Origin of the sequence: Rhodococcus sp. NPDC006774, from assembly GCF_040636045.1 — a bacterium.
In the GTDB taxonomy this organism is placed as follows: Bacteria; Actinomycetota; Actinomycetes; order Mycobacteriales; family Mycobacteriaceae; genus Rhodococcoides.
Window position 1 is genome coordinate 455,040 of sequence record NZ_JBEYIW010000001.1, and the last position, 26,596, is coordinate 481,635.

Sequence of the window (26,596 nt, forward strand, 5' to 3'; positions counted from 1 at the left end):
GTCGCTGGGTACAACCATAGACAAGTTGAGTCTGTTCCGCTCAACCTTGTTCTTATCCACATTCGGCGAAATGCGGGATATCCTCGATCGGTCTACTTTGGTGACGGTCGACGGTGGCTGGGTCATCGGCAGTGATTCGGTGGGGTGGAGGTGGATCTATGCTCGACGCACGCACGATCTCCCTCGTTCGCACCGGATTCAAATCCGTCGTGGCCGCCCAGGACGGGCCGGCGCGGCTGTCCCGGTCCTTCTACGGCCATCTCTTCGCCGAGCATCCCGACTTCCGCACCCTGTTCCCGGCATCGATGGACGCGTTGCGTGAGCACTTCGTCATGGCCCTCGGCTACGTCTTCGAGCACCTCGACGAACCCGACCGCGTCGAGCCGTTCCTCGAGCAACTCGGCCGGGACCACCGCAAACACGGAATCTCCGGCGCACATTTCCGCGCGGGCAGCTCGGCTCTGATCAACGCGTTCCGCACCTTCGCCGGCAACGAGGTATGGACCGACGAGGTCGAGACGGCCTGGAACGACGCCCTCACCGTGGTGAGCAATGCGATGGCCGACGCCGCCGACAACGACGAACTGCCGCCGTTCTGGAGTGCCACCGTCGTAGAACATCAGCGCGTGCTCGACGACCTCGCGGTGGTGCGGTTGAAGACCGACGGCGAGATCCCGTACTTCCCCGGGCAGTACGTCAGTGTGCAGATTCCGCAGCGGCCCAAGCTGTGGCGGTACCTGTCCCCTGCCATCCCCAGCAATCCGTACGGTGAGATCGAGTTCCATGTTCGACGCGTCTCCGGTGGCTGGGTGTCGCCGGCGATGGTCACCGAGACCGCCGTGGGTGATCGCTGGGCCATCAGTCCGCCGCTGGGCGGGATGCACGTCGATCGCGCAATCCGCGAGGACGTGCTGATGATCGCGGGTGGCACCGGCTTGGCCCCGCTGCGCGCGCAGGTGATGGAGATGGCGCAGCGCAGCAACAATCCGCGGGTGCACCTGTTCGTCAGCGGAACGTATCCGTGCGATCTCTACGATCTGGACACTCTGTGGCAGTTATCGCTGTCGAATCCGTGGCTGACGGTGGTTCCGGTGACCGAGGAACTCGAGAATCCGTGGTGGTATTCGGGCACACCTCGCGAACTACCGTGGGGAATGCACCACCGTCTGCACGGCGCGGTGGGCAAGGTCGTCACTCGATTCGGTTCGTGGGCCGATCGGCAGATTCAGATCTGCGGGTCACCGTCGATGGTGCGCACGACGATCTACGCCCTCCGCAGGGTCGGCACGCCGATGGAGCACATTCAGCACGACCCGCTCTGAAAAGCCCTGCGCCGCAAGCCCTCAGCCGGACAGCGACTTCGGCGGCATGTCCTCGACCACTCCGCCGGCCACCAGTCGCGGCGTCCAGGTCTCGGTCACCAGTCGACCGTCTCCGGTGATGATCGCATCGGGGTCGGGGTCGATCAGGATCGGATATCCGGTGTCGGCGGTGGCCTCGACGTTCTGCACCATGAGGCCGTTCTCGATGGTGTAGTGCACGCGAACCGGTTGCAGGTCGGAGTCGAAAGCCCAAGGGCGGCCGATGAATATCACTGCATCGCCCACATCGTCGAGTACCGACACCGAGCCGTCGCGCTCGAGCCGCAGGCTCCACCGGGGCGGCATGGACGTCGAGAACTCGAATCTGTGCGGTGCTCGCGCGTCGAGCAGGTGGATCATCAACAGCGCGCCGTCCCGAGGATCTCGTTGCGGCACAATGACTTCGAACGATCCACATTCGTAGAACCTGGACCCGAACGGCCCCGGGATGCCTGCGCCGAGATGGTCTGCGATGGCGAGTCCGAGTCGAACGAACCCGGAGCCGTCCTCGGCCCGGAGCGTGATTCCCTCGGACGGGTGCGGCGTGGGCGACTCGTCCCGCGGCGCGTAGGACAGCACTGCGCGAAGCAGTGGCTCGACCACCTCCGCGTCACCGTCTCGTGAATCGAACGTTCGCCGTCGACGATCGGTCATCTCCACCCCCTCCGCCTGGCAAGACAGTCTGCCACCGAGGCTCTGATCACGTGTCCGATTCTACGGAAAACCATTCGATCGATCCGGTGTCCGAGGCACCGGGCTGCCCGGACTCGCCCCGGCACGTCGTCCGATGCATGAAACCGATCAGTACGATTTTCGACGAATTTCTGCAGGTCAGCCATGGTTCGCCGGATCCGCGGCAGCGGCTACTATGAGCCGGTTCGGTCCGCGGCGGACCGATCTGCCCGGGTGGGCAGCGGCTGTATCAGGAAGGCACACACATCCCCGATGTCCGCTGATTTCGCCGCACGCCTGAACCATCTGTTCTCCACGATCCACCCGACCGGACGCAAGCCACACACCAATGCCGAGGTCGCCGACGCTCTCGCCCTGCGCGGGCACCAGATCTCCAAGCCGTACATCTCGCAATTGCGGTCGGGGCAGCGCGCCAATCCGTCTGCGGACACCGTGGCGGCACTGGCCACGTTCTTCAAGGTCAAGCCCGACTACTTCTTCGACGACATCTACGCGGCCAAGGTCGATCACGACCTCGAACTGCTCACCCAGCTGCAGGGATACGGCCTACGCCGCCTGTCCGCCCGGGCATTCGATCTGTCCGAGGAGTCCCAGAACCTGCTCAGCTCGATGGCCGAGAAGCTCCGCGTGAGCGAAGGACTCCCCGCGGTGCCGCCGGACAGCACCCACTAGGACCCGGTGTTCGCCGCTGATTTGGGTCGTTCCGCAGGCGCCACTCCCGCCGCCGCAATCCTCGCCTGCACCTCCGGACGCCGCAGTGGCGGCACCGTGGGCGGCGGCTGACGCCGCTCCGGAAGCGCATCGAGGAGCCGGTGCGTCGTTGCCGTCACCTCGGCGACGGCACGCTCGAACGCGTCACGGGTGGCGTCGGACGTCTTCTGCACGCCGCTGATCTTGCGGACGTACTGACGCGCGGCCGCTTCGATCTCCTCGTCGGTGGCGTGGGGTTCCAAGCCTCGCAGGGTGGTGATGTTTCGGCACATGCGTCGACGATAACCCCGCAGGTCACACCTCGAGAAGGCCTGCAACGGCACGAAGACACAGCGCACGGACCTGTTCCCGGTCGAGAGTTCTGCGCTCGACCCAGTCCAGGCACACTGCTCGCACGAAGGCCACCCACCCGCGCAATGCGGTGCGGACCATGTCGTCGTCGCGAAATCTCTCGGGCAGAGCAGCCAGGATCCGCTCCTGCTGAATCTCGAACTCGCGCGTGAGGATGTCGTCGATCCGTTGGTCTCCCAGCAGGGACCCGCGGTTGACGGCTCGAATGCCGTGCGCGTGCTCGTCGGCGTAGGAGATGTAGGCATCGAGCCCGGCGGCGATCTGTTCGAGGACCGGAAGCGAGGTGTCCGGTGCGGTGAGGTCGAGGTTCCGCTCGGACTCGGTGCGCACGATCTCGACGAAGAACTCCCGCTTGGACGGAAAGTAGTGGTACATCAGCCCGCGTGAGACGCCCGCCAGATCGGCGACCTCTTCGATCCACACGTCCTCGTAGGGCCGCTCGGCGAACAGTGCCGAGCCGATCTCGAGGAGTTGCGCACGCCGCTGCGCCGGCGTCATCCGCTTGCGAGGTGTGGTCATGGGCCTCGAACTTTACTTGACACGAGTTCAACAGTGAGTACGGTCACTATTGGACACCGATTCAACAAGCCGAACGATGGAGTGGCGATGTCGACAGAGTTCGCGGTACGAAACGGCGCTCTACCGCATCCCCCGTACCGAGTTCCCGTACTCGGCGACATCGTCGGCGTCGACCCGCGCACCCCGGTCCAGGATTCGACCGCCATGGCCGGCCGCCTCGGCCCGATGTTCGAGCGGAACATCCTCGGTCGACGCTTCGTCTTCGCCTCCGGTGCCGACGTGGTGGGCGAACTGTGCGATGAGAAACGGTTCGAGAAGTTTCTGCCTCCCGGCGTCGAGAATCTGCGCGACATCGGGGCCGACGGGCTGTTCACCGCCTACAACCACGAACCGAACTGGCAACGGGCCCACGATCTGTTGCGTCCGGCCTTCACCGCCGGTGCCATGCGCGGCTATCACGAGATCATGGTCGACGTCGCCGACGATCTGGTTCGGCACTGGGAAGACCGCGCACGCGCCGGCGCAACCACCGACGTGTCCTCGGACATGACGAAGCTGACGCTCGAGACCATCGGTCGCACCGGATTCAGTTACAGCTTCGGCTCGTTCGAGCGAACCGAGCCGCATCCGTTCGTCTCGGCCATGGTCGGTGCCCTGACCTACAACCAGAGGCGGGCACTGCTGAAGATCCCCGCGTTCGCCAAGCCCCTGTTCGCCCGGTCCGACCGCGAATACGCACACAACAAGCAGTACCTGGCCGACGTCCTCGCAGATGTCGTCCGGACCAGGCGCCGGTCCACCGAAGACTTCGCCGACCTGCTGCAGATCATGATGGACGCGGCACGTGAGGTGGACAATCCGAATGCATTGAGCGAAGCCAACATCGGCTATCAGATCCTGACGTTCCTGATCGCCGGACACGAGACCACCTCCGGTGCACTGTCGTTCGCGCTGTACTACCTGGCGACACATCCGGAGGTCTTCGAGCGGGCCCGCGCCGAGGTCGACGAGGTCTGGGGTGCGGGTGAGCCCGAGTTCGGGCAGGTCCCCAAGCTGCGGTACGTCCGCCGAGTCCTCGACGAATCGCTGCGCCTGTGGCCGACGGTTCCCGCGTTCGGCCGGGGAGCACGGACGGAGACCATCGTCGGCGACGGCTACCGAATGGCGGCCGGGGACTGGGCGATCGTGCTGGTGACGGCCCTGCATCGCGATCCGGTGTGGGGCGATCGCCCCGACGAGTTCGACCCGGACAACTTTCTACCCGACCGCATCAAAGCCAGACCGGCCCATGCCTACAAGCCATTCGGCACCGGCGAACGCGCCTGCATCGGACGGCAATTCGCCATTCACGAGGCGGTCCTGGTCCTCGGAACGATTCTCCAGCGTTTCGATCTGCGAGCCGACCCGTCGTACCGCCTGCGGGTCGAGGAGCGACTGACCATGATGCCCACCGGCTTTCGGGTACAACCGACGACCCGACAGTAGTCAGTCCGGCAACAGCGGAACCGAGATTCCCGGATCGCGACCGAGCAGCACCCCGCGAGTGAGCGAGGTAGATCCGAATTTCTTGTGCACCCCGTCGAGCGCGCGGTCGAGAGCCGATGCCTCCGGCGGCGTCCGTACCGACGGTGCGTCGAACTGCAATTCGAGTTGTTCCGCGCCGCCCTTGTCGATACTCGAAACGGTGACACCGACGAGGGTGATGCCCTTCTCCGAGATCAACGGTGCCGCGTCGCGCAGCAATTCGAGTGCGGCGTCGAGAATATCTCGGGTATCGGCGGTGGCGCGATCGAGCGTGTGCGATCTGGTGGCGCGAGTGAAATCGGCAAAACGTAAGCGCAACATCACGGTTCGACCGGTTCGCTCCGCTGCGCGCATACGGTGCGTGACGCGATCGACGAGCCCGATCAACGAGGCCTCCACCTCGGCTGCGTCGTGCCTGCCGCGGCCGAGTGCCCGCTGTGCGCCGATGGAACTGCGGGACTTCCCGGGCTGGACGCGTCGGGGATCTCGGCCCATGGCCAGCGCGTACAGATGAGCACCCGCACCCTTGCCCAGCACCGAGGCCAACGAACGCTCGCCGTAGGCCGCGATGTCGCCGACCGTTCTGATGTCGAGTACGTGCAGCTTCTCGGCGGTCACTTTGCCGACACCCCACAGCCTTTCGATGTTCAGCGGATGCAGGAACTCGAGTTCGCCGCCGGGCGGCACGAGCAGTAGGCCGTCGGGCTTGGCGAAAGCACTGGCCACCTTCGCCAGAAACTTGGTGGTGGCGATCCCGACGGTGATGGGCAGCCCCACCTGTTCGGCGACCTCCTGCCGCAGACGTTGTCCGATCTCCGTGGCACTGCCCGCAATCTTCTGCAACCCGCCGACGTCGAGAAACGCCTCGTCGATGGAGATGCCCTCCACCAGCGGGGTGGTGTCGTAGAAGACGTCGAACACGTCCTTGCTCGCCTGCGAGTACGCCTCCATGCGCGGCGGGACCACGATGGCCTGCGGACACAACGCGCGTGCCTGCCCGCCGCTCATCGCCGTACGCACCCCGAAGGCCTTGGCCTCGTAGCTGGCGGCGAGCACCACTCCCCCGCCGACGATCACCGGCATACCGCGCAGCCGCGGATCGTCACGCTGCTCCACCGAGGCATAGAAGGAGTCCAGGTCGGCGTGCATGATGCTCGCCACGGGTCTGCCGGTGGACTCCACCGTTCCATGCTTGCACAGGCCACCGACACCGATGCCCGGGTCAGTCGCAGACGTGCTGCTCCGCGGCCTGGACTATCGGCTCGGCCCAGGGCTCGCCGGTCCCTTTCTCGTAGGTCGCACCGAGAGAATCGGTCACTTCCGCGACGGCCTCCTCCTCGGACAATCCCTGCTGAGCGCGGGTCTCGCAGAAGCCCGGAATGTAGATGCCCAGTGCGAACACCTCGTTGACGGTCGTGCCGATGCCCTGCCCGTAGAGGTCGTCGAACAGTTCGGCCATTCCCGGGGTCTCGAGAAAGCCGTCCCTGGCCTCCTGCACGTCACGAGAGATGCCGCTGCCGGTGTCCGTCGACGTCATCTCGTAACCACAGCCGGTCACCGAGCTCAGTGCCACCATGCACAGTGCAGCACTCACCAATGTCCAACCCGCTCGCCGCTTCACGAGAACACCCCTGCAATCACGTAGGTCAGCGCGGCGACAGCAGCCGCCGCGGGCAGCGTGGTGACCCACGCCGCGAGCATGTTTCCCGCCGTTCCCCAGCGCACGGCCGTCGTGCGTTTGGTCGCCCCGACGCCCATGATCGCCGACGAGATGACATGCGTCGTCGATACCGGCGCTCCCAGTCCGATCGAGGCCACGTACAGAACCGCGGACGCGGTCGCCTCGGCCGCGAAGCCCTGGGGTGGGTCGAGTTCGATGATCTTGCGGCCGAGGGTGCGCATGATCCGCATCCCACCGGTCGCTGTTCCGAGCGCCAGCACCGTCGCGGTGAGGAAGTAGCACCACAGGGGAATCGTGTAGTCGACCTGATTGCCGGACACGACCAGAGCCAGAACCACGATGCCCATCGTCTTGGCTGCATCCTGCATACCGTGCCCGAAGGCCATGGCCGCGGCCGAGCAGGTCTGAGCGCGCCGGAACCCCCGGCTGGTGGCACTGGGAGACGACCGCCGGAACATCCACAGAATGGCCACCATCACGGCGCTTCCGAGCACGAAACCGACTGCAGGAGAAACGATCATCGGGAGGATCACCTTGGTCGCGACGCCACCCCACAGCACGGTCATGCCGCCGGCCAGTGCAGCTCCCACCATGCCGCCGACCAATGCGTGCGAGGACGAGGACGGCAACCCGAACCACCACGTGATCAGATTCCAGGCGATGGCACCGACCAGGGCGCACCCGACCACGAGCAACGCGTCGGATCCGACGTCGAGGGCGATGATTCCCTCCCCCACCGTCGAGGCGACCTTCGCGCCGAAGAAGGAACCCAGCAGATTTCCCACCGCGGCCATGACCAGTGCCGTCCGCAGTGTGAGTGCGCGCGTGGACACCGATGTCGCGATGGCATTGGCCGAATCGTGAAAGCCGTTGGTGAAGGTGAACGCCATCGCCAGGGTGATGACCAGAACGAGTGCTACCACCGCGCACTCACGTCTCTTTCAGCACGATGGATTCGATGACGTGCGCTACCTTCTCGAAAGCGTCTGCGGCGTCTTCGAGTTCGTCGCCCACTCCCTTGAGCTTCATCACTGTCAATGCGTCGAAACGGCCGTCGAACAGATCCGCCAGAAATGTCCGATAGGCATGATCGGCCCGGTTCTCGAGCTCGTTGATCTCGATCCAGTAGCGCTCGAGATCCTTCATCGACGCCAACCTCGGCATGGCTTCCGCCGTGACCTTCGCCGACCGGTCGAGGATGTCGATCATGTCGTGCATGTGTGGGGTGAGTTCGCCGATTCGGTAGAGCGAGAGCAGATGTGTCGCCGCTTCCATGTGGTCCATGACGTCGTCGAGGCTCGAACCGAGGACGTAGATGTCGGTGCGATCGAACGGGGTGATGAAGCTCGAGTTCAAGGTGCGGAACAGGTCGTGGGTGACGCTGTCGGCTTCGTGCTCGAGATCGACCATGCGACGCGCCACAGCATCGATCTCCGGTGCGGATTCGAGCAGTTCGGTCAACGTCTTGGCTCCGGTGGCCAGCAGCTGAGCAGAGGAGTTGAACAGGTCGTAGAACAGAACGGACTTGGGTTTGAAGCGTGCGAACATCTTCCGTCTCCTAGGGGTACGGCGGCTACCGGCGAGCGCCGGCGTAGGGCTCGAGCAGATCCGACGGCACGCGATGGTCGGCATCGGCGGGAAGGACGAGTTCGGGCGCACCGGCGCGTGATCGCGGTGCCATCTCGAACGCCTCGATGGACTGGCAGTACTTCGAGACTCGGATGACGGACATGTTCATCCGGGCCGTCATGTCGGTCACCCAGTACGGCACTCGCTCGTTGGCCTTGATCTCCAGGATCGCGAGCTTGGGCGGAATGATGAAGCGGTTCTGGGCACCGGAATCGAATCGGAAATCGCGATCCCGACCGTGCACCTTGTGGTCGATCGTCACCCGCAGACCGAGATCGGCCTCGCGGCCGACGTAGGCCTCGCGTAGATAGCCGGTGGTGACCATCGGACGCAGGTCGAGGTTGGCGATCAACGTGCTGACCTCGTTGACGAACGGACGCTGACTCGGATCGCACTCGATCTCCTCACGGCCGTTCAACCACCGCTGAGAAACGTCGTAGGGCAACGAGATTCGACGCTTCTGGGTGACTCTGTTGACGCGCTGCTTGATCTCGATCTGCACCGGTGTGTCGTCCGTGCATTCGGACGGTGCCCCGTACAGCCGCACCCGCACCTTGCGGCGGAACTTCAGGCCCTCGATCTTCTCCCAGTAGAACCGCAGGTCGGTGGTGTCGTAGTACAGGGAGGTGACCGGGTAGCCGCCCTTGGGCGAGAACGGATCGGTGTCCATCCGCGCCGTCAACTCTTCACGAACCTGTTCGACGTCGGCTTCGGCGACGAAGTACTTGATCTCGTACCTGTTGAACGAGTGCAGCTTGCTGGCAGTCTGCTGATAACCGGTGGGCTCGGTATTGAGGTCTTCCGGCAAAGCACCCTGTTTCTCCAGTGCGGCCTTGGGCCGAAATTTGTCGAACAGACTCATGGAGCGATCCTTCCTTCGGTGGGTGTGACGGTCGGGCGACGCCGCGTTCAGTTCGGCTCGGCGAACACGATCGGGGGTAGTTCGGTGGCTCCGTCGGCCTCGGACGCGAGCAGTAGTTCACCCGCGTCGGTGAAGGCGACGGCCTCGCCCTGTGGTTGATCGGGGCCCTCGAAAACACCGGCGGGAGCGCCCGAGAATGCCGCGGCCACATCGCCGTCGGCGATATCGAAGACGAACAGATCCTTCTTCGTTCGCAGTGCCCCCACGGTCGCGTCGACATCGACGGCTGCACCGGTGATCGGCCGACTCGACCCGTCCGCAGCAGTTGCGGCCACCGCTCCGACGCGAACCAGATCCACGGTGTCTGCTGCGCCGGTGACGGATTCGTCGGACGAGTAGATCGTTGCGGACGCACCGCCCGAGACCTTGGTGATCAACACCGGTTGCCCGGTGGGCGTCAGAGCGAACGCCTCGACGTCGTGTGCGCCGTCCGGGTAGCGCAGAGAGACGGAGGTGCGACGATCGGACCGGCAATCGACGCCGATCAGGGTGACGCTCTCGCGTTCACCGTCGTTGTCACCGGTGTCGGCGAGCCACACGATCCCTGCGCTGTCGACGGCCATGTCCTCGACGTCGACCGTCTCGACTCCGACGTCGATCCACCCGGTCACCTCGCAGGAACGGTCGAGCACCGCCAGCCGATCGTCGCTGCCGCGGTCCCCGATCGCGTAGCCGGTATCGCCCGTCCACGCCAGACCCGACAACTCGGACAGGCCCGAGTCGGTGGGGGTGCACCAGGTTTCGAATCCCGCGGCGGCTGAGGGTTGGGCTGCCGAGGGTTCGGCCGCTGGGGGTTGGGCCGAGGTGCACGACGCGAGTACCGAGGCACCGACCCCGCACGCAGCGACCATCACGCCGACCCGCCGTCTCCGAGTGTTCACCTGACTGTCGCCTACCCGCCACGCGATCGAGCGTCGACGGTCACCGCTCGGGAGCAGCATCAGGTCATGAACGGTCGAACTTCTGTTCCCGAGTTGCTGGTTGCCACAGGCACTGCGCGCACGCTGTCGCAGGCCGCCTCCTTCGTGATGGAGGGAATGGTCCTGATCAACGGCATGCCGCTGCGCGACCCCCGCCGCGAGGTTTCCCCGGCAGACACCCTGACCCTGCGCTGACCGCCGGGACATCACGACGATCCCGTCACGACAGGATCGTCGGCGAGTGCATCGATTCGGATCTGCAGCCGTGACTTCAATTCGGCAGCGTCGGCGTCGATCTCCTCCTGGGTGAGCCCGGCCGACGTGGGAACGGATGCGGCAACCTCGTCGACGATGTCGAGTACTCGACCACTGGCCCACAACTCGTCGTAGATCGTGCGGTACGCAGCGTCGTATTCGTCGGTGAATTCCGTCGAGTCCAAGAACATGTCCTTGAGCGAATTACCCAGCATCGGGCCACCTTCGGGCATGCCCCCACCCTCCGGGATCTCCATTCCCTCCGGTGGTGTGAAGCCCTCGGGCATCTGCGGCATGCCACCGCCTCCGGCTCCTCCGCCACCGGGAATCATCGAGACTTCGTCGTGCGCCCCGGCGGTGGAATCGGAATTCAGAGCCAGGTTGAGATCCCACGACACGACGGAGAACTTCTTCGTGTCCAGGTCGTAGTAGAGGTAGAAGTTCTTTCCCGGTCCGCCCATGTCGTCGCCGTTGCTCAGCAAGTTCTGCAGTGCAAGGTAATTCGCCAGCGAGTCGACGTCGACGTAGTCGGCCAGATGCGCATCGAACTCGGCCTGGTCGGCACCGTCGAGCCACTTCAGCAGCGTGATGATCGGTTGCAGGTCCGCTGTGCCGCGGGCATTGATCTGGGTGAACTGCTCGGCGTAGGTGGTCTGATCGTCGCCCTGATACGTGAAACTCGCATTTGCGCCGGTCTTGTACAACACCCCGTCGCCGTCGTGCAGAGAATTGGCGTAGTCGTCGTCAGGAGCGACGACCACCAGTCGCGTCGTCTCGGTCGAGTCGTTCACCGAATACGTGGTGTAGGAGAAGTCCTGGGTCGCCTGGCCCGAAGCCTCGGTGATCGCAAGGGAGACCGACTCGTTCAACGCCGGAGTGTACGGCCGCAGCGAGAGCGTGGTGTGACCCTGATACGCCCGGCCCTCGGAGTACTCGGCGAAGTCGATCAGAAACGGAAGGTCCTCGGGCTCATCGAAACTGAGCGGTTCACCGAACATGGCCATCCCGGCACCACCGGGCATTCCCCCGCCCTCGGGCATGGCTGCACCATCGGTAGGTGCTGTGCCATCCGCAGGTGCTGCACCCTCCGGCATGGTTACACCCTCCGGCATGGTTACGCCGTCCGGCATGGTTGCGCCCTCCGGCATTCCCCCGCCCTCGGGCATGGCTGCGCCGTCCGCAGGAGCTGCTGCGGCGTCCGCGCCGGCGTTGCCACCACCGCGTCCCGGCATCGTGCCGTCGTCGTTGCTCAGCGTGCTCAGCGTCGAGTTGCCCTTCAACCGAATACCGACGTCCGAGATCAGGGTGCCGTCGATGGTGATGTCTGCGGGTACCGATTCCTTGACACCCTCGTTCTGGAACGAGTCCTTCAGGGTCTGGTAGTCGCCGGCGTCGATATCCACCGAAATCGAGTGCGACACAGTGGTATCGAACAGATCGACCGTACCCTGGACGTTCTCGGTGATCTCGGAGGCGATGACGGTTGCATCGCCGGTGATGTACGGGCGGATCCGGGTCGACCCGAACACGGTCGCCATCACCACGACGAACACCAGCAGTGTGGCAGCAATTTTCCAATGCTGCCGCACCGTCCGAGGCACTCGGTGGACGAGCCTCCTTCGCAGGGTTGTCGGAGCGGTGGGAAAGTTCGCGTTCGGGTCGGCCACGATCAGATGTCCGTCTGGTCGTATCCGGTGAGTACCGAAACCCGTTGTCCGGTATTGACCTCACTGAGCGCTGCGATCAACTCACCGGGTTTCTTGCCCGATCTGAGTTGGGCCGTGAAGTACAACTCGGTCAGCGCCCCCGATCGCACCGATTCGGTACTGACGAGCTCGAACTCCTTGCAGTACTTGATCAGTACGTCCTCGACGAGATCGGTGTAATCGGCGTCGGGTGGAACCTGCACCTTGACGACCTGGCGCTGCACATCGAGTTTGAACCAGTTGAACTTGCTCATCACCACCATGACCAAGCAGATGGCAAACGTGGCCGCAATGGCCAACACGTAGAAGCGAGTTCCCGTGGCCATGCCGATCGCCATGACGAGGAAGATGAAGCCGACATCGCGAGTCTCCTTGATGGCGTTGCGGAATCGGACGACGGACAACGCACCGACGAGGGCGAACGCCCGTGCCACGTTCGATCCGACGACCAGCATGATCAAGCTGATGACCATGCCCACCGTGACGAGAGTTTGTACGTAGGACTGGCTGTACGAGACGTTCTTGTGGGTGAGTCGGTAGACCCAGCCGATGATGGCCGACAGAACGAACGACAGTGTCAGAGACACCACGATGTCGAACGTCGAGAACGTCCCGCTCAGGTCTTGAATGTTGAAATTCATCGCATTCCGATCGAGTTGAGTCGAATTCCGCACTGGTTACCGGGGAGCGCGTGACCCACGCGCCTACATCCGCAATCAGTGCTGTTTACCGTTTGTTCGGATGCCGTTAACCCTAGAGACAATCTGGACGGAATCTCCACCTCAGAAGCTGGCAGTTTCCTGCCAATTCAGCCGTTCATTTCCTGGCAGCAGTGGAATTTCGAACGAACTCGATCCGGCGCCCCAGTCGGACGCCGGTCGGTTCAATTTTTCAGTTGTGTTGCGGGTCAATCGATTACGTGCACATGTTGTACAAACGCCGTCAGCCGGTCGTCGAGCGAAGTGACGGCAGAATTACTTCGTCGATAATTCGCGTTCGGTATTCCGAATCCAAAGGCTTGGCGTCGGTCAATGGGCCCGTCATGATTGCGCTGAACACCATGTACTGCAGAAAGTCTGCCGATCTCGGTCTGCTCGACAATTCCCCCCGCTGCACCGCGCGCACGACGACCGACTCGAGGAATCTGGCCTCGGGTTCGAGGAACGTTCTCCGCACCGCTGCCGCCAACTGTTCGTCGACCATCACCGCGTGGTGGATCGCCGCAGCGAAACGTTGATCGTGCTCTGCCCCCTCGGACACCCGATTCATCAACTCGAGCAGATCTCCGCGAAGGTCTCCGGTATCGATGCCGACGAACGGGGGCGGGCCGACCGATTCGATGGCCGCGACCACCATCTCGGCCTTGCTCGACCATCTCCGGTAGAGGGTGGCCTTGCTGCACTGCGCTCGCTCGGCAACCAGGTCCATCGACAGAGAGTCGTAACCGACCTCGCCGAGGCACAGTAGTGCGGCGTCGAGAAATTCGCCCTCGCGCTCCACACTCACCCTCGACCGACGCGGGGCGTCGACGCTCATCCGTGCCCCCTTATCGAATCGAAACAGTTTCGTACCGCTTACCGAGCGTAGCGCTGAGGCATACTTCTGTCACTGGACGCGCAGCGCAGGTGACCTACATCACGTCCGTGTGACATTGTTGAAGCCGTCGGATCGGCGTGAACGGCTGGAGAAAATCGTGACGGCCTGGTGGCGGTGGTACGCAGCGCTCGGCGCAGTCGGCTGCGTCGTCTACTTCCTCGTCCCGACGATCGTCTGGGCCCAGTCCGTCTTCGCCCTCGTCGGGGCCTCCGCCGTCGCTGCCACCGTGATCGGTACCAGGATGCATCGGCCGGCCAACCGCAGAGCCTGGCTGGCCATCGCCGCCGGAACCGCACTGTGGGTGCTCGGCGACATCGTCTACGAATGGATTCACGTCACCCGCGGCAGCGTGCCGTATCCATCACTGGCCGATGCGCTGTACCTCCTCGGCTATCCGATCTACGGCTTCGGCCTGTTCCTGCTCGCTCGCCACAAGTGGCGAGCGAGCGAACGCGGCCACGTCGCCAACAGCGCCATCGTCATGGTCGCGTTCGGACTGCTCACCTGGGTGTTCGCCGTGCAGCCGTCGCTCGGCGGCGAGGGTATCTCCGGGATCGCAGGTCTGGTCGACGTCGCGTACCCCGCAATGGACATCTTCCTGCTGGGACTGCTGGCGCACTTCGTGGGCTCGAGGCAGTGGCGGGCCCTGTCCTATCGGCTGCTCACCGTGGCCGTTGCACTGCTGGTCGTCACCGACACCGTGAACAATTTCGCGATCGTCTCGGATTCCTCGTCCGACAGGTCCCTGTTCGACGTCGGATGGATCATCTCGTACGTCCTGATCGGCGTCGCCGCCCTTCACCCGTCCATGCGACGCATCACCAACCCGAACATCGAATCCAACGCCCACCTGATGGCGTCGTTCACCACTCCCACGGTCGTCGTGCTGACCGCGGCCACCCTGACTGCGCCGATCGTGATGTTCATCGAGGTCGTTCGCGACGAGCCGATCGCCCAGTGGGGATGGGCGGTGCTGCTCTGCGCTCTGGCATTGGTGGTCCTGGTGATCATCCGCATCACCGATCTGTTGCGGTTGTTGCACACTCAGACCGTCCAACTCCGTGCCGTCGCCGATACCGATCACCTCACCGGCCTGGCCAACCTGCGCGCCCTCGAACATCGACTCTGGGGCAATGCGGGTGAATCGACTGTGCTGACCGTCGATATCGACCGTTTCAAGGAGATCAACGACACCTTCGGACGCGGCCTCGGTGATCAGGTCCTCGTGCTGGTCGCCGAGCGCCTGCGAGGGGTCGCCGACGACTCGATTCTGTTGGCACGCTTGGCCGGTGACGAATTCGCCCTGTGCGGGGCATCGGAGTCGATGGATCCGGCCGCGTTGGCACACGAGATCCAGCTCCGGTTCGCCACACCCTTCGAGGTGGGGAACATGACCCTACTGATCGAAGCGAGCGTCGGCGTCGCGTCGACTTCTCCGACCGGAGACGGTGAGGACGAGGCGACACCCGATCGCCTCGTCCAGCGCGCCGACCTCGCCGTCCAGGCCGCGAAAGCAGCTCAGTCGCGCGTCGCGTACTACGACCGATCGATGGACCGGGACAAGAGCGAGCAACTCATCATGCTCGGCGAACTCACCACAGCACTGGAAACGGATCAACTGCGACTGCACTATCAACCGCAGGTCGACCTCACGACGATGACCGTCGTCGGCGTGGAAGCACTGCTGCGGTGGCACCATCCGAACGGCACCGTCCTGTCCCCCAGTGCATTCCTGCCCACCGCCGAACGCACCGGACTGATCCGGCCACTGACGAGCTACGTCCTCACCCACGCCCTCGCCCAACGCAGGCAGTGGATGTCCGACGGACTGGAGTTGAGCATCGCCGTCAACATCTCGACCCGCAATCTGTTCGACGACACCCTCATCGGACAGGTGTGCACGGCGCTGAAGGAATTCGATTGTCCACCTGGTCGATTGACCTTGGAGGTGACCGAGACCTCGGCGATGACCGACCCGGTCGGCGCGACCGAGGCGCTGTCGATTCTGCATGCGATGGGTGTGCAGGTCGCCATCGACGACTACGGCACCGGCTACAGCTCGCTCGCGTACATCGAGAGGTTGCCGGTACAGGAGTTGAAGATCGACCGCACCTTCATCGGCGGCATGGCACACAACCCGGCGCACGAAGCCATCGTGCGATCGACCGTCGAACTCGCCCGTACGCTGGGATTGTCGGTGACGGCAGAGGGAGTGGAGGACGAGGTGACGATGACGACGTTGCGCGAGCTACGGTGCGGACGAGCGCAGGGTTACCATCTCGGCCGTCCCACCTCGGCAGACCGACTACCCGCCCTCGTCGCCGAAATCGACGCGCGTCTGAACACTGCTACAGGAGAACGGATATCATGACCGAGGCAGCTCTGTCGGTGTACGCCGCGATTCGATCTCGCCGCGACGTTCGCGCCGAGTTCGACGGAACCGTCGTCGACGACGAGACTCTGCGCCGAATCCTCGGAGCGGCGCATCAGGCCCCGAGTGTCGGCAACACCCAGCCCTGGGACTTCGTCGTCGTCCGCAAGCCCGACACACTGAGCGCATTCGCCGCGCACGTGGCCGGATGCCGACAAGATTTCGCGGACAAGCTCGACGCCGAGCGCCGAAAGACGTTCGACCCCATCCGTATCGAGGGAATCGAGACGAGCGGAACCGGTGTGGTCGTCACCTACGATCCCGACCGTGGAGGACGGCACGTCCTCGGCCGCGACACCGTCGACGACACCGGCCTGTTCTCTGCCGTACTCGCCATCGAAAACCTCTGGCTCGCAGCAATAGCCGAGAACGTCGGCGTCGGCTGGGTATCGTTCTACGACGAGCCGTATCTCACCGAACTGCTCGACATCCCCGCGCCGGTCCGCCCGATCGCCTGGCTGTGTGTGGGCCCGGTCGAATCGTTCCAGGAGGTACCCGATCTGGAACGCTTCGGCTGGCGCACCCGCCGCCCGCTGGACGACGCCCTGCACTTCGAGCAGTACCGCCGATGATGCGCGCGCGCCTGGTTGCGGTGGCCACTGCCTGCCTGCTCGTGGCCGGCTGCTCTGCAGCCGAGTCCCCGACCGAACCGTCCACTCCGGCAACCACTCCCGCTGCCGAGCCTGCACAGGCCCCGGATTCGGCCGACCCGATCGGCACCGTCGTTCCACTTGCGGGCGCTCCCGAAGGTGTTGTGGTCGGAACGTCCGGGATCGCTGCTGCCGGGGTGCGTGAGCCCGACGGCGTTGTACTGTTCGACGCGGCCACCGGTGCCGTGCGGCAGATGGTCACGACGACGGGTGCGCCGCGTCATCTCTCACTGGCCGGTCCGGACGGCCCGGTGTTGGTTCCACTCGAGGGCAGCGACGAATTGCTCGAGATCTCGCTCGCCGACGGCGCAATTCTGTCGACGGCCACCGGAGTCGGCCGTCAACCACACGATGCAGTGCGGACCTCCGACGGCACGATCGTGGCCACCAACGAGATGGGCGGCGGGGTGATATTCCTGCGTGACGGTTCGGTCGTGTCGGAACTACCGCCGGGTCCCGTCCAACCCGGTGGTGTCGCCGCTCTCGGTCCGTTCGCGGCCGTCGCGGACGTGCAGGGCAACGGTGTGTGGGTCTACGAAGGCGCAACGCAGCGGGAGGTGGCGCAGGCTCCGATCGGCGTCAAGCTCACGCATGCGGTGACGGTGAATCAGACGGTGGCCGCGTTCGCCGACACCGACGGCGGTGCGGTCCTTCTCGCAGCGGTCGATGCTGCCGGGGACATTCGTCAGATCGCGTCGATCGATGCGCCGGGTAACCCGTATGGGCTGGCCGTCGATCCCGAACGCCGGTTGCTGTTCGTGACGCTGACCGCATCGAACGTACTGCGAGTGGTCGACGTATCGGATCCCGCTGCTCCGCGAACTCTGGGCGATGTTCCGACGGTGACGCAGGCCAATTCGGTCGCTGTCGATCCGCGCACCGGGGACGTGCTGGTGACCGGCAGCGACCCCGGCGCGAGCAGTTCGATTCAGATCATCGCTCGCGCGGAGTTGCCTGGCAGCTAGGCCGTCACCAGCCGTAGGAGCCCGGGATACCTTTGAACGGCCCGACGACGTCGTCGGTGATCCAGCCCTCGTAGAACCCGCCTTCCTGGGGCCGGACCGCTTCGCCGTCGATCTCGCAGTCGAGGCGACTGGGCGAGAACGCCAGGTATCCGGCGATCTCGGTGAACCGAGGAGTGGGGTTCTCGTAACTCCACCCCGCGGCGGCTGCGACGGCATCTCCGCCGTGTACGTCCCAGTAGGTGGCGGCACCCTTCCATTCGCAGTGCGTCGACCGGGCGTCCGAGGGGGTCAACGCACCCGGAACCACGTCTGCGGGCGAGATGTACCAGGTCGGTGGGTGGCTCGTTTCCAGTACTCGGTACGCGGCGGTGGTGCGGGCGACCACCTCGCCGCCGAGCCGAACGACGAGCGAACGGTTCGAGGACTCGAGCTTGGGCGGACGGGGGTAGTCCCAGACGGACTCCTGGCCCGGCTTCGGCTTCTCGGGAACAACGGATCTCGGCAGATGTGAACTCATACTTCGATGGTGCCACCGGGTGTCACGGAGCGTCGACGGGATAGAGATCGTCCACCCGTTCCTCGTCGAGAATCCAGCGATCGACGTCGTCGAGAGGCTCGACCGTGCGCACCGAGGTGACCGAAGATTCGGGCGGGCGGTGTTCGGTGCGGACCGGTTCGGTGCGGACCGGCTTCTCGGCGCGCTCTGTCGGCGCGGGTGCCGGTATCTCGGGTGTGGGGAATTCGGGCGCAGGTGTCACGGGTTCGGCCTGCGGGACGAAAGCCCACTCGTCGACGGCAGGTTTTTCGTCGTCGACGATGTCGATGGTCTTCGGCAGTTCTGCGGGTACCCGAACGAGGATGCCGAGTCCGTGGGTCGCGGCCAACAGACTCACCGGGGCGACGGTCGCAATGGCCGCCGACAAGGCGGGATGCAGGGTTCCGGCGTCGGAAATGAAGGCGTGCATGGCATTTGCGCCGATACTCACCAGAGCCGCCGTGATCAACACGCCCCAGAAGAAGCGTCGGCCACTGCGCTGATCCTCGAATTGGGCGAGCGCGATGACGGAGATCGTGGCCTGCAGGATGGTGCCGTCGACGATCACCGGCCACAGCCACGACAGCGAACGCGGAACGCCTGCCATCGTGGCGAGATCCCACAGTGCTGCGAAACTCAGCACGAACGACGCAATTCCGATGACGGTGGTGATGACGACCGCACTGACGAGCGTCGCACGCAGGACCTTGTTCATGGGTCGTCATGAAACACGAAGCCACCGACAAGTTCGGTGAAGACTGCGACGGTCAGGGCTCGAAGGCGGCGCGAACGATGCGTCGCCGCGGCGAATGTCGATCATGCCGGGCTTCACAGCAGTGTCGACAGCGAGTGCGCCGGAGGTAAGGCCGAGGAGACCTGCGGATTCTGATCGCCTCGTTGCGGCCCGGTGTTGTCCGCCCAGCAGTCTTCGCGAACGCGCGCGCGTTTGCCAGGGGCGCGCGGAATCGCTATGCGAGCATCGACAATTGTGAACGCGCCTGGCGAATGCGCGCGCATTTGCCACAATCCCCCACTGCCACCGCACCGAAGCCGCTCAGGGATCAAGCGGTTCGGATTGCTCCGCGGTAGAAGTCGGCGCGATCGTGCGCAGACATTCCGCCCCACACGCCGTAGGGCTCGTTCGCCTCGAGGGCGTGCTGGCGGCATTGTTCGAGTACCGGGCAGCGGCCGCAGACCTGCTTGGCGGATTTCTCGCGCGAGGTGCGAGCGCGGCCTCGTTCACCTTCGGGGTGGAAGAACACGGACGAGTCCAGTCCGCGACACAGGCCGTCGAGTTGCCAGTCCCAGACATCTGCGTTGGGGACGGGTAGTTGGACCGGCCTGGCGGGTGCGCCTCGCACCATGAGCTGTCTCCTCACTGAAAAGTGAACAAGCTCACTATCTCGCATTCGTCATACTTTTACAAGTCCTTTCAGTCATTCGTAGTACTTAAAAGCAAGCATGCTTGCTTGAATTCCCCGTTCGGAACCGAAGGGCACCCGACTCTCGGGCGGGCGTTACCGGATATCAGCGACATCGGATGCACCGACAGAGCTTTCGACCCTCGACCACGTGCGATATGTTGATGCCAGTCGACCTATTCGGGGTGCAACCAATTCCAGGACGAGGACAGTGATGGACGTCGGTGATCAACAGAGTCGAGAGCTGGTGTTCGCAGCTCTTGCCGATCAGGTCCGTCGCGAAATCCTGGACACCCTGGCCTCGCACGGTGAGTGCAGCGCAGGGTTCATCAGCGAACACATCTCGTCGGTAGGGCGCACCACCGTGTCGGCTCATCTGAAAGCCCTCAAGATGTCCGGGGTCATCGTCGAACGGCGTGCCGGTCGAAACCGTTTTTTCTCCGTGGACCCAGCCGGTCCGGCCAACGACGCTCTACAGTTTCTGCGTGATGTGCTCGAGCGGTCCCTGGTGGCGGCACAGGCACCCAGCGATGCGCCCAGTACCGACCGCACCGATGACGCCGCATCGGAAGCTCGGCCTCGCCGGCGCGCGTGACACCGGGAGTCCGCGTTCGATCGACATGACCGTGGTGGCGTGATGTCCGACCTGTCCGTGACGGCGCAAATCCACGTACCTCACCCGCCCGCGGTTGCGTATCAGCAGTTTCTCGACGGGAATCTGCTCGACCTCGAGTGCACCCGGCTGGTCGTCGGGGCCGCGGTGTCGGTGTCCCTGCCGGTGGGCGGGACGGGAGCATCCGGCATGCCCATCACGCTGCTCGGCCACGTCGCGGCAGTGCGACCGGCGAAATCGGTGGTGGTGGTCCATCATCAGCCTTGGCGAGGCCGGTTGACCTTGCGATTCCACCCCGACGGCACCGGCACCCGATTGGTACTCGAGTCCGGTCTCGATCGAGACGGCGTGGCCTGGCTGGCGCACAAACGTGGTTACGGTCCCCCCGAACCACTTCGGCCGGACCGCCACCGCATCGGACTCCTGGTCAGCAAATCAGGATCGGCAGCGGTGTTCGCGCAAGCCACCGAGACCCTGGCTCGATTGGCCGTCGACGAGATCAATGCCGATGGCGGAATTCGCGGTCTACCCGTCGAACTGCTGATAGGCGACGACGCATCCGACTCACGGGCGGGGGCTACCGCCACGCGCCGCCTGCTTCGCAGTGGCTGCCGCATCATCTTTGCCTGCGTCACCTCGGCAACGTTCAACGCTGCGGCGTCGGCGTTGCACGACAGCGATGTGCTGGTGGTGCATACCGTCCTCAACGAAGGCGGGCGCCCGGATCCCGGCATAGTGCGGCTCGGCGAACGCCCACTCGCGCAGGCGCGCGCCGGAATTCCTGCGTTGATGACCGAGACCGACAGCCGTACATGGTTTTTCGTCGGACACCGGTACTCCTGGTCGTACGGCGCGCACTGGGCTGCGCGACGAGTTGTCGCAGAGAACAACGGTTCGGTCCTCGGCGATGCGTACCTGCCCCTCGGGACCGAGGATTTCTCCTCCACCATCGCTGACATCGAGCGCTCCGGGGCGGAGCTGATTCTGTCGTCGCTGGTGGGCCACGACGAGGTCGTCTTCGAGCAACAATGCTTCGACGCGGGCCTGCGGTCGACAACGCGCACGTTGGCCCTGGTGCTCGACGAAGCAACCCAACAGCTGATCGGCACCTCGGCCTCCGACGGAGTATGGGCGGCGTTCGCGTACTTCCAGGGTGCCACCGACCTGCACAAAGATCTCGAAAACCGCTACAACGCACTGCAAGCCGGCCCGAAGCCGCCCATGAGCTCACTGTCCGAAACGACGTACGAGGCGATCGCTGCCTACGCTCGGATACTCGGGGCGACCCGCAGCGAGCTCGATCGAGAGACGCTTCGTCGACGCCTGTCGGACCGGTCGACATCGAGTCGCGTCGACGAAGGTCCGACGGGGCCCGCCATCATGCTGGCCGTCTCGCAGGGCGGCATCTTTCGGCCGCGGTAGCCCACACACCGGCGAGAAGCCGATACGCACTTCTCGTCACCCCTGAATTCGCGTGAACTCGACGCAACACAGAATTTACCGGCCAATATGTCGATACATATTGACGCATTGACTCGAACTGCTTTAGCGTCGCCTGATCCGAGTACAGAGAACCTCGGTGGGTAGGGGCGCGTTCGCCCCTCCGACACACCGACACGACTTGCTGTTTCGACAGGAGACGACATGACAGTTTCACGCCCGGATCCGGATGCGATCGGTTCGGCCGCAGAGCATTTCGGGATCGATCTGAGCGCCTCGGACCGTGAGGAGTTCGCCGGGTTGGTCGACGGGGCTCTCGGGTCCTACGACGTCGTGGACGAGTTGTACGCACAGATCGCGCCCAGCATCCCCGATCGAGAACATCGAGTCCTCGCCGAAGCCGAGAATCCGCTCGGAGCCTGGTACGTCACCACCGCGATCCGATCGGCCGAGCCGGTGGACGACCGCCTCGCCGGAAAACGCGTCGCCATCAAGGACAACGTCGCCGTGGCCGGGGTGCCGATGATGAACGGCTCACGCACCCTCGAAGGCTTCGTCCCCTCACGCGACGCCACCGTCGTCACGCGCCTGCTGGAATCCGGAGCCGAGATCGTCGGCAAGTCGGTGTGCGAGGACCTGTGTTTCTCCGGTTCGAGCTTCACCTCCGCGTCGGGACCGGTGCGAAACCCGTGGGATCTCGGTCGCGAAGCGGGTGGGTCCTCCAGTGGCAGCGGCGCTTTGGTCGCCAACGGCGATGTCGACATGGCGATCGGCGGGGACCAGGGTGGGTCCATCCGCATTCCGGTCGCGTTCTGTGGAGTCGTCGGCCACAAGCCGACGTTCGGCCTGGTTCCGTACACGGGAGCCTTCCCGATAGAGCGCACCATCGACCACGTCGGCCCGATCGCCCGGACGGTCGCCGACGCGGCCCTGATGCTGTCGGTCATCGCCGGATCCGACGGCAACGATCCCCGCCAGCCCGCGGACGTGTCCACCGTCGACTACACCCTGGGTCTCGACCACGGGGTGGAGGGGCTCCGAATCGGCGTCGTCACAGAAGGTTTCGGACACGAGTCCTCCCAGCCCGCGGTCGACGCCGCAGTACGAGCTGCAGTGCAGCGCTTCGCCGAGGCCGGTGCGGTGGTCGAGGAGGTGAGCATTCCGTGGCATCGACACGCCTTCCACGTCTGGAACGTCATCGCGACCGACGGAGCGGCGTACCAGATGCTCGACGGTAACGGCTACGGGCTCAACGCGAGTGGTCTGTACGACCCGGAACAGATGGCGTACTTCGCCGGCCGACGAATGGAGCACGCCGACGAACTGTCCGAGACCGTCAAACTCGTTGCGCTGTGCGGACATCACGGAACAACCACACTGGGATCGGCGATCTACGGTAAGGCCCGCAACCTCGTTCCGACGGCTCGTGCCGCGTACGACACCGCGCTCGAAGCCTACGACGTACTGGTGATGCCCACTCTTCCCTATACCGCCACCGAGTTGCCCGAAGCCGGCATCGACCGTGCCACCTACCTCACCAAGGCCCTCGGGATGGTCGTCAACGCAGCCCCGTTGGATGTGACCGGACACCCGGCGCTGTCTGTTCCGGCGGATCTGGTCGACGGCCTCCCTGCCGCAATGATGATCGTCGGCAAGCACTTCGACGACGCCACGGTGCTGCGTGTGGGTCATGCATACGAACAACTCGTCGGCGGGTTTCCCACGCCCGATTCTGCGCGAAGCCGCGTTGCCCTCACGTCGCCCTGACGACCCATCACATCGAAGGAGAAACAGATGAACGGAGTATTCGACCTCGGCGGAACCGATGGAATCGGAACCGTTGTCGTCCCCGAGAACGAACCGATATTTCGAGCGGAATGGGAAAAGGTCGCTTTCGGCATGTTCTCCATGTGCTTCCGTGGCGGATTCTTCGGAGTCGACCAATTTCGTTACGGCATGGAGCTGATCGACCCCGCGGTCTATCTGAAGTCGCCGTACTACGAACATTGGATCCACACCGTCGAGTACCACGGTGAGCGCACCGGAAAGTTGGACCTCGACGAACTCGATCGCCGAACCGAGCACTTCCTGAAGAACCCCGACGCTCCGCTGCCCGATCATGCCGACGATCCCGAACTGTTGGCCTTCATCGACGCCGTCGTACCCGCAGGCGCACCGGCCAAGAGGGAAAGTGACAAAGTCGCACGCTTCGCGGTCGGCGACACGGTTCGCGTGCTGCGCGGCTCACCCCGCGGACACACCAGGAAAGCGCGCTACATCCGCGGCGCAACCGGGAAAATCGTGATGGCACACGGCACATTCATCTATCCCGATACCGCGGGCAACAACCTCGGCGACTGTCCCGAGCACGTCTACAACGTCCGCTTCGAAGCCGACGAACTGTGGGGCACGGAGACCGCTGACGCCAATCAAGCCGTGTATTTCGACGTCTGGGAACCCTACATCGAACTCGTGAAAACCGAAGGAGCACAGGCAGTATGAGTGGACTTGTTCGCAGCCAGGAAGAGATCGCTGCACGCGTCAAGGCCTTGGAATCGATGCTGATCGAGAAGGGCATCATGACCACCCAGGCCATCGATCGTCTCGTCGAGATCTACGAGAACGAAGTGGGCCCGCAGCTGGGTGCAAAGGTCGTGGCCAAAGCATGGTCCGACCCGGAGTTCAAGGCTCGACTCCTCGCCGACGCGACCGGCGCGTGCGCCGAACTCGGCATCGGCGGATTGCAGGGCGAAGACATGGTGGTCGTGGAAGACACCGCCGAAGTCCACAATGTGATCGTCTGCACTCTCTGCTCGTGCTACCCGTGGCCCGTTCTCGGACTGCCGCCGAACTGGTACAAAGAGCCCCAGTACCGGGCCGCGATCGTGCGCGAGCCGCGCAAGGTACTGGCCGAGAGCTTCGGTTACACGGTCTCCGACTACGTGGAGATTCGGGTCTGGGACTCGAGCAGCGAGATGCGGTACTGGGTACTTCCTGCGCGTCCTGCGGGTACCGACGGATGGACCGAGGATCAGCTGGCCGAGTTGGTCAGTCGCGACAGCATGATCGGCGTCGGTCCCGCTATCGAGGCGACGGCATGACGACGACAATCCGCCGGGACGCAACCGAACTCGGCGATGCACGCCGCCGGGTGGAGAAGCTCGTCTGCAGCCTCCCCGATGTACCGGGTGGCGACACCGCCTTCACCAAACCCTGGGAGATACGCGCCTTCGCCATGGCCGTCGCGGCCTACGATGCCCGCCAGTTCGAGTGGTCGGAATTTCAGCTCTCGTTGATCGAGTCGATCAAGTCGTGGGAGGAACGGAACGATCCGGCCGAGGAATCACCCTGGTCCTACTACGAACACTGGCTCACGGCACTGGAAACACGACTTTCGGGTAGCGGCTTGCTCAGCGACGCGGTTCTCGACGAACGAACCGAGACAGTGCTCGCAACACCACCCGATCGCGACCACCACAAGGCGCATCTCGAACCCGTGAGCATCGATCCGGCCCGCACCTGAAATCTCGAAAACACACTCGAACACCACCCGAAAGCGGTACATCCCATGACCACCTTGTCCGCAGCACCCGACACCGCCCTGCAAAAGATCGCGGCCTCGACCGTGATGATCGCAACGATCCTGCTCGCCTTCGTCGTGCTCTACCTCGTCGGTTTCGATCAGGGCGCGATCTCCCGCAGTGGCATGTACATGCACGAGTTGATGCACGACGGCCGCCACCTGCTGGGCCTGCCATGCCACTGACCGACACCCACGGCCCGACGCTGCAGGGCACATTCGTCCAACTCCTGCTCCGAGGCCTGCTCGCCGGACTCCTCGCAGGCCTGCTCGCCGGAGCAGTCGCCTACGTCGTCGGTGAACCGCACATCGACTCGGCCATCGCCATCGAGGAAGCAGCCGGCACCGACACCCATCACACCGACACCGATGCCGCCCCGGCGGCGCATTCCCACGGCGACGAGGAGGCACTGGTCAGTCGGGACGGACAACGCGTCGGACTGTTCCTCGCCACCGGACTCGCCGGCCTGGCGCTCGGCGCGATCTTCGCCTCGGCACTGCACTACGGGCGACGCTTCACCTCACTGCCCGGTTCGGTCCTCGCGCTCGTCGGGGCCGGTGCCGGATGGGTGGCCATCGAAGCAGTCCCGTTCTTCAAGTACCCGGCGAACCCGCCGGCCGTCGGAGATCCCGAGACCATCACCCAGCGCACCTGGCTGTGGTTGGCGACGGTGATTCTCGGGCTGCTGGCCGTCGCAGTCGGGATCTACGTGGCGAAGGCGGTGGCGTCGCAGACTTCGGTGGCAGTCCGTGTCGGCGCGCCGTTGCTGGCGTTCTTGGTGATCGTCGGCATCGGTTATGCACTGTTGCCCACTGTCAACGAGGTCGGCGCGGACTTCCCGGCAACCCTGCTCTGGGAATTCCGCCTGTCGTCCCTGGCGACCCAGGCGACCCTGTGGCTCGCGCTGGGGTTGGCGTTCGCGTTCCTCACCGATCGCGCCGTGCGCCCTGTCCGCCGTGAGGCTGTCGCGGCGTAACCCAGCGCCGCGTCAATGGACCATTGCACACCGCCGAGACGTGTGCAATGGTCCATTCACGCGTCCGGGCGGAGTGAACCTGACAAGGCGTCCGATGGCAGTCGCTGCGGGGCGAC

At 64.4% G+C, this 26,596-nt stretch carries 30 protein-coding genes; 15 read left to right on the forward strand and 15 right to left on the reverse strand.

Annotated elements, in window-relative coordinates:
- The first annotated feature begins 158 nt into the window (after positions 1 to 158).
- Positions 159 to 1,322, forward strand: coding sequence for a globin domain-containing protein (locus ABZ677_RS02320; protein WP_358366381.1), 1,164 nt, complete (start codon positions 159 to 161; stop codon positions 1,320 to 1,322).
- 21 nt (positions 1,323 to 1,343) lie between these two features.
- Here the strand turns inward: ABZ677_RS02320 and ABZ677_RS02325 are convergent, their stop codons facing one another.
- On the reverse strand, positions 1,344 to 2,015 hold the full coding sequence (locus tag ABZ677_RS02325) for a hypothetical protein (protein ID WP_358366382.1): 672 nt from the start codon (positions 2,013 to 2,015) through the stop codon (positions 1,344 to 1,346).
- A 291-nt stretch (positions 2,016 to 2,306) separates the two neighbouring features.
- Between ABZ677_RS02325 and ABZ677_RS02330 the strand changes: the two genes are divergently transcribed.
- Positions 2,307 to 2,726 (forward strand): helix-turn-helix domain-containing protein, encoded by a 420-nt coding sequence (locus tag ABZ677_RS02330; RefSeq protein ID WP_037190519.1) that lies wholly within the window; start codon positions 2,307 to 2,309, stop codon positions 2,724 to 2,726.
- Here ABZ677_RS02330 and ABZ677_RS02335 read toward each other — a convergent pair.
- Both ABZ677_RS02335 and ABZ677_RS02340 read right to left on the reverse strand, forming a co-directional pair.
- A complete protein-coding gene (locus ABZ677_RS02335) occupies positions 2,723 to 3,037 on the reverse strand; it encodes a DUF2277 domain-containing protein (protein WP_094632566.1) in 315 nt (104 codons plus the stop codon). The genes ABZ677_RS02330 and ABZ677_RS02335 overlap by 4 nt on opposite strands.
- 22 nt (positions 3,038 to 3,059) lie before the next feature.
- Complete coding sequence (locus ABZ677_RS02340; protein WP_358366383.1) at positions 3,060 to 3,635, reverse strand: TetR/AcrR family transcriptional regulator; 576 nt, start codon at positions 3,633 to 3,635, stop codon at positions 3,060 to 3,062.
- A gap of 87 nt (positions 3,636 to 3,722) precedes the next feature.
- Here ABZ677_RS02340 and ABZ677_RS02345 point away from each other — a divergent pair, with 87 nt between their 5' ends.
- Positions 3,723 to 5,120: a cytochrome P450 gene (locus ABZ677_RS02345; protein ID WP_094741173.1), complete on the forward strand. Its 1,398-nt coding sequence runs from the start codon at positions 3,723 to 3,725 to the stop codon at positions 5,118 to 5,120.
- On the opposite strand, the gene dinB is transcribed toward ABZ677_RS02345, so the two are convergent.
- From dinB to ABZ677_RS02375, 6 genes are all read right to left on the reverse strand, one after another.
- On the reverse strand, positions 5,121 to 6,308 hold the full coding sequence (gene dinB, locus ABZ677_RS02350; RefSeq protein ID WP_358366532.1) for a DNA polymerase IV: 1,188 nt from the start codon (positions 6,306 to 6,308) through the stop codon (positions 5,121 to 5,123).
- A gap of 73 nt (positions 6,309 to 6,381) precedes the next feature.
- Entirely contained in the window at positions 6,382 to 6,780 is a 399-nt protein-coding gene (locus ABZ677_RS02355; protein ID WP_358366384.1) for a hypothetical protein, read from the reverse strand.
- Positions 6,777 to 7,763: an inorganic phosphate transporter gene (locus ABZ677_RS02360; RefSeq protein WP_037190482.1), complete on the reverse strand. Its 987-nt coding sequence runs from the start codon at positions 7,761 to 7,763 to the stop codon at positions 6,777 to 6,779. Before ABZ677_RS02360 ends, ABZ677_RS02355 begins: the two co-directional genes overlap by 4 nt.
- Before the next feature lie 7 nt (positions 7,764 to 7,770).
- Positions 7,771 to 8,388, reverse strand: coding sequence for a DUF47 family protein (locus ABZ677_RS02365; RefSeq protein ID WP_037190484.1), 618 nt, complete (start codon positions 8,386 to 8,388; stop codon positions 7,771 to 7,773).
- 25 nt (positions 8,389 to 8,413) lie between these two features.
- A complete protein-coding gene (locus tag ABZ677_RS02370; protein WP_358366385.1) occupies positions 8,414 to 9,331 on the reverse strand; it encodes a polyphosphate polymerase domain-containing protein in 918 nt (305 codons plus the stop codon).
- A 47-nt stretch (positions 9,332 to 9,378) separates the two neighbouring features.
- Positions 9,379 to 10,272, reverse strand: a complete 894-nt coding sequence (locus tag ABZ677_RS02375; RefSeq protein WP_358366386.1) for a hypothetical protein — start codon at positions 10,270 to 10,272, stop codon at positions 9,379 to 9,381.
- Between the two features lie 66 nt (positions 10,273 to 10,338).
- On the opposite strand from ABZ677_RS02375, the gene ABZ677_RS02380 reads away from it, so the two are divergent.
- Positions 10,339 to 10,506, forward strand: coding sequence for a S4 domain-containing protein (locus tag ABZ677_RS02380; RefSeq protein ID WP_155292901.1), 168 nt, complete (start codon positions 10,339 to 10,341; stop codon positions 10,504 to 10,506).
- An 11-nt stretch (positions 10,507 to 10,517) separates the two neighbouring features.
- On the opposite strand, the gene ABZ677_RS02385 is transcribed toward ABZ677_RS02380, so the two are convergent.
- The 3 genes from ABZ677_RS02385 to ABZ677_RS02395 all read right to left on the reverse strand — a co-directional run bounded on the left by ABZ677_RS02385 (position 10,518) and on the right by ABZ677_RS02395 (position 13,808).
- On the reverse strand, positions 10,518 to 12,233 hold the full coding sequence (locus tag ABZ677_RS02385; protein ID WP_358366387.1) for a CotH kinase family protein: 1,716 nt from the start codon (positions 12,231 to 12,233) through the stop codon (positions 10,518 to 10,520).
- Positions 12,234 to 12,235: 2 nt separating this feature from the next.
- Positions 12,236 to 12,913 carry a DUF4956 domain-containing protein gene (locus tag ABZ677_RS02390; RefSeq protein ID WP_037190487.1) on the reverse strand — a complete coding sequence of 226 codons (678 nt, stop codon included), beginning with the start codon at positions 12,911 to 12,913 and terminating at the stop codon, positions 12,236 to 12,238.
- 301 nt (positions 12,914 to 13,214) lie between these two features.
- Entirely contained in the window at positions 13,215 to 13,808 is a 594-nt protein-coding gene (locus ABZ677_RS02395) for a TetR/AcrR family transcriptional regulator (protein WP_358366388.1), read from the reverse strand.
- Between the two features lie 109 nt (positions 13,809 to 13,917).
- Here ABZ677_RS02395 and ABZ677_RS02400 point away from each other — a divergent pair, with 109 nt between their 5' ends.
- The 3 genes from ABZ677_RS02400 to ABZ677_RS02410 are packed head-to-tail and all read left to right on the forward strand — an operon-like array spanning position 13,918 to position 17,914.
- Positions 13,918 to 16,239, forward strand: a complete 2,322-nt coding sequence (locus ABZ677_RS02400; protein WP_358366389.1) for a bifunctional diguanylate cyclase/phosphodiesterase — start codon at positions 13,918 to 13,920, stop codon at positions 16,237 to 16,239.
- Between the two features lie 11 nt (positions 16,240 to 16,250).
- Complete coding sequence (gene bluB / locus ABZ677_RS02405) at positions 16,251 to 16,871, forward strand: 5,6-dimethylbenzimidazole synthase (RefSeq protein ID WP_170945919.1); 621 nt, start codon at positions 16,251 to 16,253, stop codon at positions 16,869 to 16,871.
- A complete protein-coding gene (locus tag ABZ677_RS02410) occupies positions 16,868 to 17,914 on the forward strand; it encodes a hypothetical protein (RefSeq protein WP_358366390.1) in 1,047 nt (348 codons plus the stop codon). The genes bluB and ABZ677_RS02410 overlap by 4 nt, the downstream gene beginning before the upstream one ends.
- Before the next feature lie 4 nt (positions 17,915 to 17,918).
- On the opposite strand, the gene ABZ677_RS02415 is transcribed toward ABZ677_RS02410, so the two are convergent.
- From ABZ677_RS02415 to ABZ677_RS02425, 3 genes are all read right to left on the reverse strand, one after another.
- On the reverse strand, positions 17,919 to 18,431 hold the full coding sequence (locus tag ABZ677_RS02415) for a DUF427 domain-containing protein (RefSeq protein ID WP_358366391.1): 513 nt from the start codon (positions 18,429 to 18,431) through the stop codon (positions 17,919 to 17,921).
- A 22-nt stretch (positions 18,432 to 18,453) separates the two neighbouring features.
- Positions 18,454 to 19,164 (reverse strand): DUF2637 domain-containing protein, encoded by a 711-nt coding sequence (locus ABZ677_RS02420; RefSeq protein WP_358366392.1) that lies wholly within the window; start codon positions 19,162 to 19,164, stop codon positions 18,454 to 18,456.
- Positions 19,165 to 19,510: 346 nt separating this feature from the next.
- Entirely contained in the window at positions 19,511 to 19,813 is a 303-nt protein-coding gene (locus ABZ677_RS02425; protein WP_032397411.1) for a WhiB family transcriptional regulator, read from the reverse strand.
- Positions 19,814 to 20,084: 271 nt separating this feature from the next.
- Between ABZ677_RS02425 and ABZ677_RS02430 the strand changes: the two genes are divergently transcribed.
- The 8 genes from ABZ677_RS02430 to ABZ677_RS02465 all read left to right on the forward strand — a co-directional run bounded on the left by ABZ677_RS02430 (position 20,085) and on the right by ABZ677_RS02465 (position 26,480).
- Positions 20,085 to 20,465 carry a metalloregulator ArsR/SmtB family transcription factor gene (locus ABZ677_RS02430; protein WP_037190493.1) on the forward strand — a complete coding sequence of 127 codons (381 nt, stop codon included), beginning with the start codon at positions 20,085 to 20,087 and terminating at the stop codon, positions 20,463 to 20,465.
- 42 nt (positions 20,466 to 20,507) lie between these two features.
- A complete protein-coding gene (locus tag ABZ677_RS02435) occupies positions 20,508 to 21,905 on the forward strand; it encodes an ABC transporter substrate-binding protein (RefSeq protein WP_094632552.1) in 1,398 nt (465 codons plus the stop codon).
- 222 nt (positions 21,906 to 22,127) lie between these two features.
- Complete coding sequence (locus ABZ677_RS02440) at positions 22,128 to 23,690, forward strand: amidase (protein ID WP_358366393.1); 1,563 nt, start codon at positions 22,128 to 22,130, stop codon at positions 23,688 to 23,690.
- Between the two features lie 27 nt (positions 23,691 to 23,717).
- Complete coding sequence (nthB, locus tag ABZ677_RS02445; RefSeq protein ID WP_037190497.1) at positions 23,718 to 24,425, forward strand: nitrile hydratase subunit beta; 708 nt, start codon at positions 23,718 to 23,720, stop codon at positions 24,423 to 24,425.
- The gene (nthA, locus tag ABZ677_RS02450) at positions 24,422 to 25,024 is read left to right on the forward strand and encodes a nitrile hydratase subunit alpha (RefSeq protein ID WP_358366394.1); all 603 of its coding nucleotides are present in this window, start codon (positions 24,422 to 24,424) and stop codon (positions 25,022 to 25,024) included. Before nthB ends, nthA begins: the two co-directional genes overlap by 4 nt.
- Positions 25,021 to 25,446 carry a nitrile hydratase accessory protein gene (locus tag ABZ677_RS02455; protein WP_358366395.1) on the forward strand — a complete coding sequence of 142 codons (426 nt, stop codon included), beginning with the start codon at positions 25,021 to 25,023 and terminating at the stop codon, positions 25,444 to 25,446. The genes nthA and ABZ677_RS02455 overlap by 4 nt, the downstream gene beginning before the upstream one ends.
- Before the next feature lie 105 nt (positions 25,447 to 25,551).
- Positions 25,552 to 25,689 (forward strand): CbtB domain-containing protein, encoded by a 138-nt coding sequence (locus tag ABZ677_RS02460; RefSeq protein ID WP_255139041.1) that lies wholly within the window; start codon positions 25,552 to 25,554, stop codon positions 25,687 to 25,689.
- The gene (locus tag ABZ677_RS02465) at positions 25,680 to 26,480 is read left to right on the forward strand and encodes a CbtA family protein (protein ID WP_358366396.1); all 801 of its coding nucleotides are present in this window, start codon (positions 25,680 to 25,682) and stop codon (positions 26,478 to 26,480) included. Before ABZ677_RS02460 ends, ABZ677_RS02465 begins: the two co-directional genes overlap by 10 nt.
- The last annotated feature ends 116 nt before the right edge of the window (positions 26,481 to 26,596 follow it).

What these genes read in the sequence shown, in the direction of transcription:
- nthA (WP_358366394.1), top strand. Translation starts at nt 24,422, where the DNA reads ATGAGTGGACTTGTTCGCAGCCAGGAAGAGATCGCTGCACGCGTCAAG.
- ABZ677_RS02425 (WP_032397411.1), bottom strand. Translation starts at nt 19,813, where the DNA reads ATGGTGCGAGGCGCACCCGCCAGGCCGGTCCAACTACCCGTCCCCAAC.
- ABZ677_RS02420 (WP_358366392.1), bottom strand. Translation starts at nt 19,164, where the DNA reads ATGAACAAGGTCCTGCGTGCGACGCTCGTCAGTGCGGTCGTCATCACC.
- ABZ677_RS02380 (WP_155292901.1), top strand. Translation starts at nt 10,339, where the DNA reads ATGAACGGTCGAACTTCTGTTCCCGAGTTGCTGGTTGCCACAGGCACT.
- ABZ677_RS02390 (WP_037190487.1), bottom strand. Translation starts at nt 12,913, where the DNA reads ATGAATTTCAACATTCAAGACCTGAGCGGGACGTTCTCGACGTTCGAC.
- ABZ677_RS02330 (WP_037190519.1), top strand. Translation starts at nt 2,307, where the DNA reads ATGTCCGCTGATTTCGCCGCACGCCTGAACCATCTGTTCTCCACGATC.
- ABZ677_RS02370 (WP_358366385.1), bottom strand. Translation starts at nt 9,331, where the DNA reads ATGAGTCTGTTCGACAAATTTCGGCCCAAGGCCGCACTGGAGAAACAG.
- ABZ677_RS02460 (WP_255139041.1), top strand. Translation starts at nt 25,552, where the DNA reads ATGATCGCAACGATCCTGCTCGCCTTCGTCGTGCTCTACCTCGTCGGT.
- ABZ677_RS02340 (WP_358366383.1), bottom strand. Translation starts at nt 3,635, where the DNA reads ATGACCACACCTCGCAAGCGGATGACGCCGGCGCAGCGGCGTGCGCAA.
- nthB (WP_037190497.1), top strand. Translation starts at nt 23,718, where the DNA reads ATGAACGGAGTATTCGACCTCGGCGGAACCGATGGAATCGGAACCGTT.
- ABZ677_RS02410 (WP_358366390.1), top strand. Translation starts at nt 16,868, where the DNA reads ATGATGCGCGCGCGCCTGGTTGCGGTGGCCACTGCCTGCCTGCTCGTG.
- ABZ677_RS02345 (WP_094741173.1), top strand. Translation starts at nt 3,723, where the DNA reads ATGTCGACAGAGTTCGCGGTACGAAACGGCGCTCTACCGCATCCCCCG.
- dinB (WP_358366532.1), bottom strand. Translation starts at nt 6,308, where the DNA reads ATGCACGCCGACCTGGACTCCTTCTATGCCTCGGTGGAGCAGCGTGAC.
- ABZ677_RS02365 (WP_037190484.1), bottom strand. Translation starts at nt 8,388, where the DNA reads ATGTTCGCACGCTTCAAACCCAAGTCCGTTCTGTTCTACGACCTGTTC.
- ABZ677_RS02430 (WP_037190493.1), top strand. Translation starts at nt 20,085, where the DNA reads ATGGACGTCGGTGATCAACAGAGTCGAGAGCTGGTGTTCGCAGCTCTT.
- ABZ677_RS02440 (WP_358366393.1), top strand. Translation starts at nt 22,128, where the DNA reads ATGACAGTTTCACGCCCGGATCCGGATGCGATCGGTTCGGCCGCAGAG.
- ABZ677_RS02320 (WP_358366381.1), top strand. Translation starts at nt 159, where the DNA reads ATGCTCGACGCACGCACGATCTCCCTCGTTCGCACCGGATTCAAATCC.
- ABZ677_RS02435 (WP_094632552.1), top strand. Translation starts at nt 20,508, where the DNA reads ATGTCCGACCTGTCCGTGACGGCGCAAATCCACGTACCTCACCCGCCC.
- ABZ677_RS02395 (WP_358366388.1), bottom strand. Translation starts at nt 13,808, where the DNA reads ATGAGCGTCGACGCCCCGCGTCGGTCGAGGGTGAGTGTGGAGCGCGAG.
- ABZ677_RS02415 (WP_358366391.1), bottom strand. Translation starts at nt 18,431, where the DNA reads ATGAGTTCACATCTGCCGAGATCCGTTGTTCCCGAGAAGCCGAAGCCG.
- ABZ677_RS02465 (WP_358366396.1), top strand. Translation starts at nt 25,680, where the DNA reads ATGCCACTGACCGACACCCACGGCCCGACGCTGCAGGGCACATTCGTC.
- ABZ677_RS02455 (WP_358366395.1), top strand. Translation starts at nt 25,021, where the DNA reads ATGACGACGACAATCCGCCGGGACGCAACCGAACTCGGCGATGCACGC.
- ABZ677_RS02325 (WP_358366382.1), bottom strand. Translation starts at nt 2,015, where the DNA reads ATGACCGATCGTCGACGGCGAACGTTCGATTCACGAGACGGTGACGCG.
- ABZ677_RS02335 (WP_094632566.1), bottom strand. Translation starts at nt 3,037, where the DNA reads ATGTGCCGAAACATCACCACCCTGCGAGGCTTGGAACCCCACGCCACC.